The organism is Citrobacter telavivensis (assembly GCF_041807075.1).
Lineage (GTDB): Bacteria > Pseudomonadota > Gammaproteobacteria > Enterobacterales > Enterobacteriaceae > Citrobacter_A > Citrobacter_A telavivensis.
Genome location: NZ_JBGUBF010000001.1, coordinates 1,054,702 through 1,069,442 on the forward strand (window position 1 = coordinate 1,054,702; position 14,741 = coordinate 1,069,442).

11 protein-coding genes are annotated in these 14,741 nt (G+C 55.7%); 6 read left to right on the plus strand and 5 right to left on the minus strand.

All coding sequences use genetic code 11. The features are described 5' to 3' along the window. Positions 1–47: 47 nt before the first annotated feature. Positions 48–2,234, minus strand: a complete 2,187-nt coding sequence (locus ACERJC_RS05035; RefSeq protein WP_373671180.1) for a TonB-dependent siderophore receptor — start codon at positions 2,232–2,234, stop codon at positions 48–50. Positions 2,235–2,467: 233 nt separating this feature from the next. Continuing rightward, entirely contained in the window at positions 2,468–3,103 is a 636-nt protein-coding gene (gene comR, locus ACERJC_RS05040; protein ID WP_371895992.1) for a TetR family copper-responsive transcriptional repressor ComR, read from the minus strand. A gap of 244 nt (positions 3,104–3,347) precedes the next feature. Here comR and bhsA point away from each other — a divergent pair, with 244 nt between their 5' ends. Continuing rightward, positions 3,348–3,605: a multiple stress resistance protein BhsA gene (gene bhsA, locus ACERJC_RS05045; protein ID WP_152405058.1), complete on the plus strand. Its 258-nt coding sequence runs from the start codon at positions 3,348–3,350 to the stop codon at positions 3,603–3,605. 102 nt (positions 3,606–3,707) lie between these two features. On the opposite strand, the gene ldtC is transcribed toward bhsA, so the two are convergent. The 3 genes from ldtC to ACERJC_RS05060 all read right to left on the minus strand — a co-directional run bounded on the left by ldtC (position 3,708) and on the right by ACERJC_RS05060 (position 9,502). Further along, positions 3,708–4,673: a L,D-transpeptidase LdtC gene (gene ldtC / locus ACERJC_RS05050; protein ID WP_373671678.1), complete on the minus strand. Its 966-nt coding sequence runs from the start codon at positions 4,671–4,673 to the stop codon at positions 3,708–3,710. A gap of 199 nt (positions 4,674–4,872) precedes the next feature. Further along, on the minus strand, positions 4,873–8,319 hold the full coding sequence (gene mfd / locus ACERJC_RS05055; RefSeq protein ID WP_373671181.1) for a transcription-repair coupling factor: 3,447 nt from the start codon (positions 8,317–8,319) through the stop codon (positions 4,873–4,875). A gap of 109 nt (positions 8,320–8,428) precedes the next feature. Beyond that, positions 8,429–9,502: an acyltransferase family protein gene (locus ACERJC_RS05060; protein ID WP_373671182.1), complete on the minus strand. Its 1,074-nt coding sequence runs from the start codon at positions 9,500–9,502 to the stop codon at positions 8,429–8,431. A 251-nt stretch (positions 9,503–9,753) separates the two neighbouring features. Here ACERJC_RS05060 and lolC point away from each other — a divergent pair, with 251 nt between their 5' ends. The 5 genes from lolC to cobB all read left to right on the plus strand — a co-directional run bounded on the left by lolC (position 9,754) and on the right by cobB (position 14,729). Next, positions 9,754–10,953: a lipoprotein-releasing ABC transporter permease subunit LolC gene (lolC, locus tag ACERJC_RS05065; RefSeq protein ID WP_152405055.1), complete on the plus strand. Its 1,200-nt coding sequence runs from the start codon at positions 9,754–9,756 to the stop codon at positions 10,951–10,953. After that, positions 10,946–11,647 carry a lipoprotein-releasing ABC transporter ATP-binding protein LolD gene (gene lolD, locus ACERJC_RS05070; RefSeq protein WP_373671183.1) on the plus strand — a complete coding sequence of 234 codons (702 nt, stop codon included), beginning with the start codon at positions 10,946–10,948 and terminating at the stop codon, positions 11,645–11,647. Before lolC ends, lolD begins: the two co-directional genes overlap by 8 nt. Then, the gene (gene lolE / locus ACERJC_RS05075; protein ID WP_152405053.1) at positions 11,647–12,891 is read left to right on the plus strand and encodes a lipoprotein-releasing ABC transporter permease subunit LolE; all 1,245 of its coding nucleotides are present in this window, start codon (positions 11,647–11,649) and stop codon (positions 12,889–12,891) included. Before lolD ends, lolE begins: the two co-directional genes overlap by 1 nt. 89 nt (positions 12,892–12,980) lie before the next feature. Beyond that, entirely contained in the window at positions 12,981–13,892 is a 912-nt protein-coding gene (gene nagK, locus ACERJC_RS05080; RefSeq protein WP_152405052.1) for an N-acetylglucosamine kinase, read from the plus strand. Between the two features lie 15 nt (positions 13,893–13,907). Beyond that, a complete protein-coding gene (gene cobB, locus ACERJC_RS05085; RefSeq protein ID WP_178827615.1) occupies positions 13,908–14,729 on the plus strand; it encodes a Sir2 family NAD+-dependent deacetylase in 822 nt (273 codons plus the stop codon). Positions 14,730–14,741: the final 12 nt, after the last annotated feature.

Genomic DNA, 14,741 nt, shown 5'->3' on the forward strand with positions numbered 1-14,741 from the left:
CTCTGCAAGTTAGCCCCTCATTCGCTCAGGCTGAGGGGCTTTTTTTATCAGAAGGTCAAGGCGTAGTTCAGACCAAAGGTACGACCCCGACCCTTATACTCGTACAGCGACGGGCTGCCATAGGTTGGGCTGTACAGCAATGGCGCGCGCTGACCCCACAAGGTGGTGTAATCTTCATCCAGCAGGTTTTCAATGCTGAAGGTCAGTTTACCCAGCGGGAGCTGATAGCTGCCGATAAAGTCCACGGTGTTATAGCCGTCCAGCTTGTTGCCGCTGGCATCGCTGAGATCGAACGATTGCTGGGTCTGAACCCGCAACGACCACGGCTCTGGCGCCCAGCCGACCCAGGCGGTGGCTTTGGACGGTGAGGCCAGCATCACATCCCATTTTTCCCATTTCCCGTTCTGTTTCACTTCGGATTTCAGCACGTTAAAGTTCGCCCCCAGACTCCAGTCGCTGTCAGGGATGAAGTACTCCGCCGCGCCTTCTACGCCGTAAATCCGGCGATCGTCAGGTTCCACGCGGATCGTCATATCGCTACGGTTAATCACAATCGACTTATCGGACGTCGAATAGTACGCCGCCAGTTGGGTACGCAGATTATCGCCGGTATAGCGCCAGCCCAGCTCATACGAATTGACCTTGATGCCTTCCAGACGCGAATCCGCCACGTTCACGCTGCGCTGGAGTTGGTAACGATCGCCCACCAACTGGTAAGTGCCGTTGCCGTAATATTTCCCGGGATCCGGTAGCTCAACGCCCTGGGAGAAGTTAAACCACGCCTGCTGGCGCTCGGTGAGATGCGCCAACAGTCCGGCGTTGAACAGGAAGTTGTCGTAATCGGTTTTACCTCCAGGAATGACATCGGCAGAGCTCGCTAAGCCATTGGCGATCCCCTGCTGCTGCGCATAGCCCACAAAATCATCAACCCGATTTTCCGTCCACTGATAGCGCACACCGCCGCTCAGGGTGAAGATGTCATTGATGTCATAACTGCTTTGCAGGAACGGGGCGAAGTTGGTGATGCTGTAGCCGGGGTAGCGCCCTGTCGTATAAGCCGTGCGGTTGTCCATTCCGCCTGACGGCACAGACCAGCCCAGATCGAAGAACTTCTGGTTGGAGTCGAAGGTTTCATGGTCCGCGTCGACGCCCCACGTCAGCTCCCAGTTATCCATCAACTGGCTGTTGAGCGTGATTTTGGCGCCGTACTGGTCCGTGTCCTGCTGCGAGGCTGAGAAACTGGTCACCTGACCTTTGCTGAGCGTCGGGAAAGGGTAGAATTTCAGCGACTCATCGCGGTAATAGATCTGGCTGACCAGATTCTGACCGAAGAAGTCCGCGTCGGAGTATTGCAGGCTGATCAGATGGCGCTCAGTCCCTGGAATACGGTCAGAACTGAGACCGCTGCGGGTGCTGGCGGTGCCGCTGCCGGTAACGGCGGACATATTTTCACCCAGGTACAGTCCGTAATCCTCATCCCCCTGACTCTTGTAATACTGGGTGACCAACTGTATCTGGCGATGGTCATCGATGTCGAGAGTCCCGGTTCCCATTACATCCAGACGATCGGAGTGTTGCAGACCGGTTTGCGTGTTGTCGAGCATCAGGGCGTCGCCATTGCCGTCGTACCAACCGCCAAAGCGCTGATAAGCCACGGACAGTCGGCCAGACGCGCGATCTGTACCGCCGCTGACCGCTGCGGCAACGCGCTCGTCGCGATCGTTACTGTTGTTAAAGCCGGATTTACCGCCCAGTTCAAGCTCTACCTGGCGTTCCGCCTGGCCCTTTTTAGTGACGATGTTAATTAAGCCGCCGGTACTGCCGCCACCATACAGCGACGTTGCGCCTGAAATGACCTCTATGTGTGCGATGTTAAAAGGGTCAATTGCATCCAGTTGGCGGCTGTCAGTACGCGATGAGTTCAGGCGTACGCCGTCGATCAGCACGACAATCGCGCGACCGCGCATGTTCATACCGTAGTTGGTACGTCCCTGGCTGCTGACGTCAATGCCGGGGATCAGTTGCGCCAGCACGTCTTTAAACTCTTTTCCGCCCTGAACCTGTTGCTCAATTTCCTGGCCTTCAATCACCCAGGTGGTCTGCGCCATTTCGGTGACGGTTTTCTGGCTGCGGTTGGCGCTGACGATGAGGTTTTCTTCTTCTGTTTGTGCCGCCGCAGCGGGCAGAGTCAGAGCCAACAGGATCGGGTTGAGGACCCAAAGACGCTTATTCATTCGCATTCCTTTCTGAAAATATCTGTGCAGGTGATGGTGTTTTAGCCGGTCGGTGCCAGCTGTTACATTGTGAAACAGATGTAAAATCAAATGCGAATATTGCTGATAATAATTTCTATTATCAATAGGTTTTTGTGAAAAGTTGAACCTAACTAAATGATAACATTAATTATTGTGTGGGGATTTCGTCGAAGAAGAACCGGGAAACGCCGTTTCCCGGTCAGAAAAAACGATCAGGCCTTAAGCAGTTCAGGCCACAGGCGCAGGGTAGTGTGGGTGATTTGCATCAGTTTCTCGAAACTGGCGCCTTCGCGGGCGCTGATGGACATGCCCTGCAAAATGCAGCTCAGATACTCGGCAAGATTTTGTACGTTATTGTGTGCCGGAATTTCACCGCGTTCCTGCCTATGGCGCAGAAATTGCGTCAGGGTCTGCTCCTGCATGGCGTGACGCGATTTCACCGTATGCGCAATATCGCGTGATGCCGCGGCAAGCGTCGCGGAGGTGTTAATCATAAAGCAGCCTGCGGGGGTGTCCTTGCTGGTGAAACAGGTTGCTACTGCGGTGAAGTAATCCTCCAGCGCCGCCTCAACGCTTTTTTCCTCGCAGAACAACTGCGCTTCGTGTTTTGCCGCGAAGCGAGCGATGTATCTGTCCAGCACCGCGCGGAACAGTCCTTCTTTATTAGTAAATTCCGCATACAGCGTTGGCGCCTTCGCGCCCGTTGCTTCAACAAGGTCAGAAAGCGATGTCGCCTCATAACCGTGCTGCCAGAAGAGTGTCATGGCCTTATCAAGCGCGGCTTCCCTGTCGAACACTTTTGGTCGGCCACGGCTTTTTTTTACGCAACTTGTCGATTCAGTTGTCATGGTGCCGTTGTACCTTAATGGAGTTAGTGAACACCTATTATAAAAATAAACCCGCACAGGCTCCAGCGCATTCGCGAGAAAAATATTTTTAGCCTAGTTACATGAAAGATAAGCGCTTTTCATTTTATATAACGATCGTTATAAAAAATGAGTTGACGTGTGACCTGGATCACATCTATTATTTACCTATCGATCGTTAAGTAAATACTTACGACGCCCCAATCATCTGCAAAAGGTCACAATTATGAAAAACGTAAAAACTCTCATCGCTGCTGCTGTTCTCAGTTCTCTGTCATTCGCAAGCGTCGCGGCTGTTGAAGTGCAGTCAACACCTGCTGGTCAGCAAAAAGTCGGCACCATCTCTGCAAACGCAGGGACTAACCTGAGTTCGCTGCAGGACGAACTGGCGCAGAAAGCGGATGCGATGGGTGCGAAATCTTTCCGCATTACTTCTGTGACGGGTCCGAACAACCTGCACGGTACTGCGGTAATTTATAAATAAGCATCCCCCCTCATTGATGCCTGCTACTGCAAAATAACGCGACATAAAAAAAGCCCCGCTGAAAATAGATTCAGCGGGGCTTTTTCATGTCCGGAACGGTTATTACATCGACTGCTGATCCACCTCACGATGGCGTCTGACATCGACCGGCATCCCGGAGCGAACATCCATCACATGCTGCATCACCGCCGCGTCCGTCTGCGCAGAATCTTTAAACGCCTGCAAGGTGCTGTTCAGCACAATAGGCAGAACCTGCGGGTCATCATCAATATTTTTCGACAGCGGCTGGTGGACTTCGACCAGACGCGTACCATCCGGCTCAATCGAGGCTTTGACAGGCGTATTGATGATATTCACTTTGGTGCCTGGCGTAACCTGTCTGAACAGGGTCTCGATATCGCCATCGCGCAGGCGGATACAGCCTGAGCTGACGCGCATGCCAATGCCGAAATCGGCGTTGGTGCCGTGCAGCAGATAGACACCACCGTAAGCAGCTAAGCGAATGGCATGATGTCCCATCGGGTTATCCGGTCCGGCAGGAACCACCGCAGGAAGGTCGATCCCTTGCGCTTTATAACGGGCACGGATATTCGCCGTCGGCGTCCAGGTTGGATTAGCGCGCTTGTCGGAAACCGTCGTGACCATCGTCGGGGTCAGAGTATCGCCGCCCAGTTGGCCAATGCCGATAGGGTAGACCGTGACCGCATTTTTCCCTGGAGGGTAGTAGTAGAGACGCAGCTCAGCCAGGTTGATGACAATGCCTTCACGTGGCGCATCCGGCAGCAGCGTCTGCAATGGAATGGTCAACACGCTGCCCGGGCGGGGGACGTAGGGATCCACGCCAGGATTCGCCTGCAACAGGGCAAGAAAACCGACGTTGTATTTTTTCGCGATGGCTTCCAGTGAACCCCCGTTATTTTCAACAACGTGGTACTTATTTTCCCCGATCAGCTTGCTGCCCGGTGGAGGAAGAGGCCAGGTATTCGCCTGCGCGGGAAGCGCAAGCGTAATGCTGGCGGCGAGTGCAAAAAAAGCCAGCCAGCGGGAGAATCGCATATTGTTCATTATCATCACAAATCAAAGGGTTATTATGCCAGAGCAGTCCAATGATAATTATGGCGGGGCGGTGTGTCTTGAATTGCAAGGGAAGTGCAAAGAGTTGTAAAGATCGTGGACCCTTGCCTGATGGCGCTGCGCTTATCAGGTCTACGGTCAGGCATCGATTTGTAGGCCGGATAAGGCGAAGCCACTATCCGGCACACCACAATCATGCCACGGCGTTTTCTTCCAGTTGCTGCATAAACTGACGCACCCATTCCATCCGCGTTTTCCGATCGGTCAGATCCTGGATGAACTTCAGTCGGGTCGGTCCGTCAAGACGGTAGTGCTGCGGCTGTTTTTGCAGCAGTCCGATCAGCCAGTTCGGATTGACATGGTTCTTCTCAGCAAATTCGATGGTGCCGCCTTTCTCGTTGCCTTCCAGCTTGCGAATGCCCAGCTTCTGCGCCTGTTGACGCAACCGGGCGATATCCAGCAGAGTACGCGCCGGGTCGGGCAGCAGACCGAAGCGGTCGATCAGTTCCACTTTGAGCTCTTCAAGTTCATTCTCGCTTTTCGCGCTGGCGATACGCTTATAGAACGACAGGCGGGTGTTCACGTCCGGGATGAAATCATCCGGCAGCAGCGACGGCATACGCAGTTCGACTTCCGTTTGCTGGCTAGTGAGATCTTCCAGCGATGGCTCGCGTCCGGCCTTCAGTGCATCGACGGCGTTTTCCAGCAGCTCCATGTACAGCGAGAAGCCGATGGTCTCCATCGAACCACTCTGTTCTTCCCCGAGCAGTTCACCCGCGCCGCGGATCTCCAGATCGTGAGTCGCCAGCGCAAAGCCCGCGCCCAGATCTTCCAGCGAGGCGATAGCTTCCAGACGTTTTTGCGCGTCGGTCGTCATCGCCTTGGGGTGTGGCGTCAGCAGCCAGGCATACGCCTGATGGTGTGAACGCCCTACGCGACCGCGCAACTGATGTAACTGCGCCAGACCGAAGTGGTCCGCTCGCTCGATGATAATCGTGTTGGCAGTCGGGATATCAATACCAGTTTCGATAATAGTGGTACAGACCAGAACGTTAAAACGCTGATGGTGGAAATCGTTCATCACGCGTTCCAGTTCGCGTTCGCGCATCTGCCCGTGACCGATGGCAATCCGCGCTTCCGGTACCAGTTCCGCTAGCCTTTGGGCGGCTTTCTGGATGTTTTCCACATCGTTGTAGAGATAGTAAACCTGGCCGCCGCGCAGCACTTCACGCAGAATCGCCTCGCGTACCACCAGGCTGTCGTATTCACGAACAAAGGTTTTGACCGCCAGACGACGCGCAGGGGGGGTGGCGATAATCGACAGATCGCGCATGCCGCTCATCGCCATATTCAGCGTTCGCGGGATCGGCGTGGCGGTCAGCGTCAGAATATCCACATCGGCGCGCATCGCTTTAATGCGCTCTTTATGGCGCACGCCGAAACGGTGCTCTTCATCGACGATCAGCAGTCCCAGATCTTTCAACTTCACATCGCTTTGCAGCAGTTTGTGTGTACCGATCAGAATATCAATTTTCCCTTCGGCAACCTGTTCCAGGATCTGCGCCTGTTCTTTGGCGCTGCGAAAGCGAGAGATCATTTCGATGCGCACCGGCCAGTTGGCAAAGCGGTCGCGGAAGTTATCAAAGTGCTGCTGGGCAAGCAGGGTTGTCGGCACCAGAACCGCCACCTGCTTGTGGTTTTCGACCGCGAGGAATGCGGCGCGCATTGCCACTTCGGTTTTGCCAAATCCGACGTCGCCGCATACCAGACGGTCCATCGCCAGCGGCTGACACATATCGCTGAGCACGGCGTTAATCGCCTGCGCCTGGTCGGGGGTGGTTTCGAACGGGAAGCTGTCGCAGAACAATTGGTACTGTTCGCGATCGTGTTTGAAGGCGAATCCCTCTTTTGCCGCACGCTGGGCGTAGATATCCAGCAGTTCGGCCGCCACGTCGCGCACTTTCTCTGCCGCTTTCTGCCGGGCGCGTGACCAGGCATCGCCGCCGAGTTTATGCAGCGGCGCATTCTCTTCAGCGCCACCGGCGTAACGGCTGATCAGATGCAAAGAGGAGACCGGGACGTACAGTTTGGCGTCGTTGGCGTAGGTGAGCATCAGGTACTCGCCTTTGATCCCGCCCGCTTCCAGCGTGGTCATCCCGGCATAGCGACCGACGCCGTGCTCCAGGTGTACCACCGGCTGACCCGGATGCAGCTCCGCCAGGTTACGAATCAGCGTGTCCGGGTTAATCGTGCGGCGTGAATCCTGACGACGGCGCGCCACGCGCTCGCCCAGCAGGTCGCTTTCACAGATTAATGCCAGATTGCGCGTCGTATCGATAAACCCGTGCTCGGCGGCACCAATCATCAGGTAGCGTCCAACATCCGCAGCTTCATCCAGACGCATAATGCGCTTCGGCGCGACTTTGATGCGGGCGAGCAGTTCACCAAGGGCCTCACGACGACCTTCACTCTCAACCGAGAAAATCACCGGTCCGTCGAAGGACTCCAGGAACTTGCGCAGGGCATCCAGCGGCGATTTTTGCTGCGCCTGAACCGCCAGGTCCGGCAGCGACTTGAAGCCTAAGTTGGTATTTGCCGCTTTGGCGGGAAGGTGATCGGTTTTGAGCTGTACGCGCGGCCAGCGTTTGAGTTCAGAAAAGAGCTCATCGACGCGTAGCCAGAGCGATTCCGGCGGTAGCAGTGGACGCATCGGATCCACACCACGGTTTTCGAAACGCGCCAGCGTATCGGCCTGGAAACGTTCGGCGCTGTTTTCTAAATCGCCGGTGTTGACCACCAGCGTATTGGCCGGGAAATAGCTAAACAGCGGCGGCAGCGGCTCGCTGAAAAACAGTGGCTGCCAGTATTCGATCCCCGCAGGCAAGGTGCCCTTACTGACCTGCTGATAGATATGCTCCGCGTCGCGTTTTACCTCGAAGGTATCGCGCCACTGGCTGCGAAACAGTTCGATCGCCGTTTTGTCGGTCGGAAATTCGTGCGCGGGCAACAGATTGATGGCGTCGACTTCTTCCAGCGTGCGCTGGGTATCAGCGTCAAACAGGCGCAAACTGTCAATTTCATCGTCGAAGAAATCCAGACGATAGGGCTGTTCACTGCCCATCGGGTAGAGATCCAGCAACGCGCCGCGCGTGGCGTATTCGCCATGTTCCATGACCTGATCAACATGCCGGTAACCGGCGCTGTCAAGCTGTAAACGCAGGGCGTCGCGCGATAAACGCTGGCCTTTTTTCATCACCAGCGCATGGCTGTGCAGATAGCTGTGCGGGCAGACGCGCTGCATCAGGGTGTTGACCGGCACGATCAGCACGCCGCGCTGCATCGACGGCAACTGATACAGCGTGGAGAGACGCGAGGAGATAATTTCCTGATGCGGAGAGAAACTGTCGTAGGGCAGGGTTTCCCAGTCCGCGAGGTTCATCACCATCTGATCGGTAAACTGGCGGATTTCATCATGCAGGCGCAGCGCGTTTTGCATATCGGGCGCTACGAGCACGACAGGACCGGCATGACGTTCGGCAATTTCTGCCACCAGTGTGGCACAGGCAGCCCCGGTCAGTTCACCTAACAGGCGCTGGTCGCCCGCTTTCACGGGCAGCGTGTAACGTTGTTGTTCAGGCATTCGGTTGTCAGAATCTCTTTTAGGTATTCGTCTGATAAGCAATGCCCTGTATTATCCGTGATCGCTCCTCATTAGCAAATTGAATCGCCCCCAGATGAGGGCGAAAAACTTAGCGGGAATAGCCAACGGTTTGCGCACGGGAAGGGGGGGAGAAGAGGATATCACCGAACAGACCCTGCGACAGTTTGCGCACGGCAAGACCCAGGAGCGTACAGACCAGCAGGCTGGCAAACGGATAGACCAGCAGCAGGGCCAGTTCCAGTGCGGGGGACCAGACCGCGGTATTGATCTGCGGGATGAGCAGCAGGCTGAACGCCTCCACCAGAATGCGATGCGTGGTATAAATCGCGATAGTGTTCGAACCGATCACGTTAAGCAGACTGGACTCACGCATGCCGAAGCGCTGTTCATACTGATAAAACAGCTTCATGATCAGCACGATAGAGACCAATGACAGCAGCAATGAGACGTTAAACAGCCACGCCGCGATAGCCAGCGCGAAGGCGGCCATGCAGGGCAGCGCATAGCGGCGCAGCGGGACCTCTTTGATCCACGCCATCAGCGAGACGCCAAACCAGGCGCCGAGGCTGTAATACGGCAGGTTGCGGATCACGCTGTTCATTCCCCACCACGGGGTGGCAACAACGTTGATTGCCACGCTCAGCAAAACAAACAGAGCGAACAGCGGCACGGCCCAGCGGCTGAACACTTTACAGACCACAAAATAGACAATGAGCGCATACAGATACCACAGGCTGGTACTGGCGGTCAGCATGCCGTGAAGGAACTGACCGATGGAACCGGCGTAGGCGGCGTTGGATGCGTTAAGCAGGGAGCGCTCCGGCGCCAGCCAGTTGTTCAGTGCGCTGAGCGCCAGCCACTGGGCCACGCCCCACAGCGCCAGCACCCAGAAAATACTCCAGACCCGCTTGTTGACGCTCTCTTTCCAGCTCACGCTGTCGATATAGCGGCGAATTAAAAAGCCAGAGATAAAGAAAAATACTGGCATACGAAACGGAGCGAGATAGAGATTAAAGTAAACCCAGCACTTGGACAGCAGTTCCGAGAGAGGTAACTGGAAGTGGGTCAGGTGGGGGTAGAAGGTGATGACTGAGTGATAGATTACCACCAGACAGATGCATAACCCTTTGATTTGGTTAATCCATAGTTCTTTCTGTTTCATCAGGACCCTGTGCTTGTATTCGTCAACATAGCCTGTGATCCTGCGGGGTGATACGGGTGTTGTAATGCGTAACATTCTGCTTTTTGATTTTTTAAGAAAAGGATCAGGGTCTACAGGGGCTATCTCACGAGCCTGCTGAGCTGCGGATCCTTTTCCTCTGCGTACTGACGAACACTTACGGTTCAGGCGTTTACCCATGCGGCTTTCGCTTATATACTCGTGACTTTGCTAACAGCAACCAGACGGATTTCATGTACCAACCTGTCGCTCTATTCATCGGCCTGCGTTACATGCGCGGGCGTGCAGCAGATCGCTTCGGTCGCTTTGTCTCCTGGCTTTCCACCATTGGCATTACCCTTGGGGTGATGGCACTGGTCACGGTTTTGTCAGTGATGAACGGTTTTGAACGTGAACTGCAAAATAACATCCTGGGGCTGATGCCTCAGGCCATCCTTTCTGCGGAGCAAGGCTCCCTGAATCCTCAACAACTGCCGGAAAACGCCGTAAAACTGAACGGGGTGAATCGCATTGCGCCGCTGACAACCGGTGATGTCGTGCTGCAAAGTGCGCGCAGCGTGGCGGTTGGGGTGATGCTGGGTATCGATCCGGCGCAAAAAGATCCGCTGACGCCGTATCTGGTCAATGTGAAGCAAACCGATCTCCAGCCTGGCAAGTATAATGTCATCCTCGGCGAGCAGCTCGCGGGCCAGTTGGGCGTTAATCGTGGCGATCAGATCCGCGTGATGGTGCCATCAGCCAGCCAGTTCACTCCGATGGGGCGTCTGCCGAGCCAGCGCCTGTTTACGGTGATCGGCACCTTTGCGGCGAACAGCGAAGTTGATGGCTACCAGATGTTGACCAATATTCAGGACGCCTCGCGCCTCATGCGCTACCCGGCCGGGAATATCACCGGCTGGCGCTTGTGGTTAAATGAGCCGCTGAAGGTGGACTCGCTCAGTCAGCAGACGCTGCCGGAAGGAACGAAATGGCAGGACTGGCGCGAGCGTAAAGGCGAGCTGTTCCAGGCCGTGCGGATGGAAAAGAACATGATGGGGCTGTTGTTGAGCCTGATCGTGGCCGTTGCTGCGTTCAATATTATTACCTCGTTAGGTCTGATGGTGATGGAGAAGCAGGGAGAAGTGGCTATTTTGCAAACGCAGGGGCTGACGCCGCGACAGATCATGATGGTCTTTATGGTGCAGGGAGCCAGTGCCGGGATTATCGGCGCGTTGCTGGGCGCCGCGCTGGGCGCGCTGCTGGCCAGTCAACTTAATACCCTGATGCCGGTTATCGGTATCCTGCTGGACGGTGCGGCGCTGCCGGTGGCGATAGAGCCGCTGCAGGTCATTGTGATTGCGCTGGTGGCGATGGCCATCGCGTTGCTTTCCACGCTTTATCCTTCATGGCGCGCTGCCGCCACTCAACCCGCTGAGGCTTTACGTTATGAATAAGATCCTGTTGCAATGCGACAAACTGTGCAAACGCTATCAGGAAGGCTCCGTGCAAACTGATGTGTTGCACGATGTCAGCTTCAGCGTGGGCGAAGGCGAAATGATGGCGATTGTCGGTAGCTCCGGCTCCGGCAAAAGTACCTTGTTGCACCTGCTGGGCGGGCTGGATACCCCAACCTCCGGCGACGTGATTTTTAGCGGTCAGCCGATGAGCAAACTGTCGTCAGCGGCGAAAGCGGAACTGCGTAACCAGAAACTCGGCTTTATCTATCAGTTTCACCACCTGCTGCCGGACTTCACCGCGTTGGAAAACGTGGCGATGCCGCTGCTGGTTGGTAAACACAAACCCGCCGAAATTACTGTCCGGGCGCGTGAGATGCTGAAAGCGGTAGGGTTGGATCACCGCGCCAGTCATCGTCCGTCTGAACTGTCTGGCGGTGAGCGTCAGCGCGTGGCGATTGCCCGTGCGCTGGTCAACAACCCGCGCCTGGTGCTGGCGGATGAACCGACCGGTAACCTGGACGCGCGCAACGCCGACAGCATCTTTCAGCTTCTGGGTGAGCTGAACCGCGCGCAGGGCACTGCGTTTCTGGTCGTCACCCACGACCTGCAACTGGCGAAGCGCATGAGCCGCCAGTTGGAAATGCGAGATGGACGTCTGACGGCGGACCTGAGCCTGATGGGGGCGGAGTAATGGCCTCGCCTTTATCGTTATTAATTGGCCTGCGCTTTAGCCGGGGACGGCGGCGCGGCGGCATGGTGTCGCTGATTTCGGTGATCTCGACCATCGGTATCGCGCTGGGCGTGGCGGTTTTGATCGTCGGTTTAAGCGCGATGAACGGCTTTGAACGCGAACTGAACAACCGCATTCTGGCGGTGGTGCCGCACGGTGAGATTGAAGCGGTCAACCCGCCGTGGACCAACTGGCGTGAAGCGCTGGAGAAGGTACAGAAGGTGCCGGGTATTACGGCCGCGGCGCCGTATATCAACTTTACCGGACTGATTGAGAGCGGGGCGAATCTGCGCGCCATCCAGGTGAAAGGCGTGGATCCGCAGCAGGAACAGCGTCTGAGCGCGCTGCCCTCGTTTGTGCAGAATAACGCCTGGGCTGATTTCAAAGCGGGTGAACAGCAAATTATTATCGGTAAGGGCGTCGCCGACGCGCTTAAGGTTAAGCAGGGCGACTGGGTCTCCATCATGATCCCCAATTCGAATGCCGATCATAAGTTGATGCAGCCAAAGCGTGTACGCCTGCACGTTGCCGGTATTCTGCAGTTGAGTGGTCAGCTTGATCATAGCTTCGCGATGATCCCGATGGCCGATGCGCAGCAGTATCTGGAGATGGACAACACGGTTTCCGGGATTGCGCTGAAGGTCAGCGACGTCTTCAACGCCAACAAACTGGTGCGTGACGCAGGTGAAGTGACCAACAGCTATGTCTATATCAAGAGCTGGATTGGTACCTACGGCTACATGTACCGCGATATTCAGATGATCCGCGCCATTATGTATCTGGCGATGGTGCTGGTGATCGGCGTCGCCTGTTTTAACATTGTCTCAACATTAGTGATGGCGGTAAAAGACAAGAGCGGTGATATTGCGGTATTAAGAACGCTGGGGGCGAAAGATGGCCTGATCCGCGCCATTTTTGTCTGGTACGGCCTGCTGGCGGGGCTGTTTGGCAGTTTGATCGGGGTGGTCATTGGCGTGGTGGTTTCGCTACAGCTGACGCCAATCATTAATGGTATCGAAAAGCTGATTGGCCATCAGTTCCTCTCCGGGGATATCTATTTTATCGACTTCCTGCCATCGGAATTACACTGGCTGGATGTGATTTACGTGCTGGTCACCGCACTGTTGCTGAGTCTGTTGGCGAGTTGGTATCCGGCGCGGCGCGCCAGTAACATCGATCCTGCGAGAGTACTCAGCGGCCAGTAACCATAATGGCGTGAGAGATACACAAACTCATTCATGTGACCAGAACAGCGGCCGCCTGAAGGATGAAGTGTATAAAACAAGGAGCGGCAATGTATTACGGGTTTGATATTGGTGGGACAAAAATTGCGTTGGGCGTCTTTGATAACGAGCGGAAATTACAGTGGGAAAAGCGTGTTCCCACTCCGCGCGACAGCTATGACGCTTTTTTAGAGGCCGTGTGCGAACTGGTGGCGGAAGCCGACCAGCGATTTGGCGTGAAAGGTTCGGTGGGTATTGGCATCCCCGGTATGCCGGAAACGGAAGATGGCACGCTCTACGCCGCGAATGTCCCTGCTGCCAGTGGCAAACCCTTGCGTGCCGATCTTAGCGCACGGCTCGATCGCGACGTTCGCCTCGATAACGATGCGAACTGTTTTGCCCTGTCTGAAGCCTGGGATGATGAATTTACCCGTTATCCGCTGGTGATGGGGCTGATTTTGGGCACGGGCGTGGGGGGCGGTTTGATCCTTAACGGAAAACCGATCACCGGGCGCAGCTACATCACCGGCGAGTTCGGTCATATGCGTCTGCCGGTCGATGCGCTCACGCTGATGGGCCTCGATTTTCCGCTGCGCCGCTGTGGCTGCGGTCAACTTGGCTGCATTGAAAATTATCTGTCCGGGCGGGGATTTGCCTGGTTGTATCAGCATTACTATCATCAACCCTTACAGGCGCCTGAAATCATTTCACTGTGGGAGCAGGGGGATGAGCGGGCGCGGGCGCACGTTGAGCGTTATCTGGATTTGCTGGCGGTGTGTCTGGGAAATATCCTGACCATCGTCGATCCGGATCTGGTCGTCATCGGAGGGGGATTGTCGAACTTTACGGCCATCACCACCAACCTGGCAGACAGATTGCCGCGTCATCTGCTTCCCGTGGCACGTGTTCCTCGCATTGAGCGAGCACGACACGGTGATGCGGGCGGGATGCGTGGCGCCGCCTTCCTACATCTTACCGATTAATCAAAAGAGGTTGCTATGCTGTCGCGTCGGGGTCATCGGTTAAGTCGATTTCGGAAAAACAAACGCCATCTGCGCGAACGCCTTCGTCAACGGATTTTTTTCAGAGACAGAGTGGTACCGGAAGTGATGGAAAAACCAAGAGTTTTGGTGCTTACAGGGGCAGGGATCTCAGCGGAGTCTGGTATTCGTACCTTCCGCGCCGCAGACGGACTGTGGGAAGAGCACCGGGTTGAAGATGTCGCGACGCCGGAAGGCTTCGCCCGTAATCCTGCGCTGGTGCAGTCTTTCTATAATGCCCGCCGTCGTCAATTACAACAGCCTGAAATCCAGCCTAACCCGGCGCACATCGCGCTGGCAAAACTGGAAGAGGCGCTGGGCGACCGTTTTCTGTTGGTGACGCAGAATATTGACAACCTGCATGAGCGGGCGGGTAACCAGAATATCATCCATATGCATGGCGAACTGCTGAAAGTGCATTGCTCGCAGAGCGGGCAGATCCTGGAGTGGACGGGCGATGTGACACCAGAAGATAAATGTCACTGCTGCCAGTTCCCGGCACCGCTGCGTCCGCACGTGGTGTGGTTTGGTGAGATGCCGCTCGGCATGGATGAGATCTATATGGCGCTGGCCATGGCGGATGTCTTTATCGCGATTGGTACCTCAGGCCACGTCTATCCGGCGGCCGGTTTTGTCCATGAAGCGAAACTGCACGGTGCGCATACCGTTGAGCTGAATCTGGAACCGAGCCAGGTCGGCAGCGAATTCCAGGAGAAATATTACGGTCCGGCAAGTCAGGTGGTGCCTGAGTTTGTGGAGAAGTTGTTGAAAGGACTGTGACGGAGATGTGTG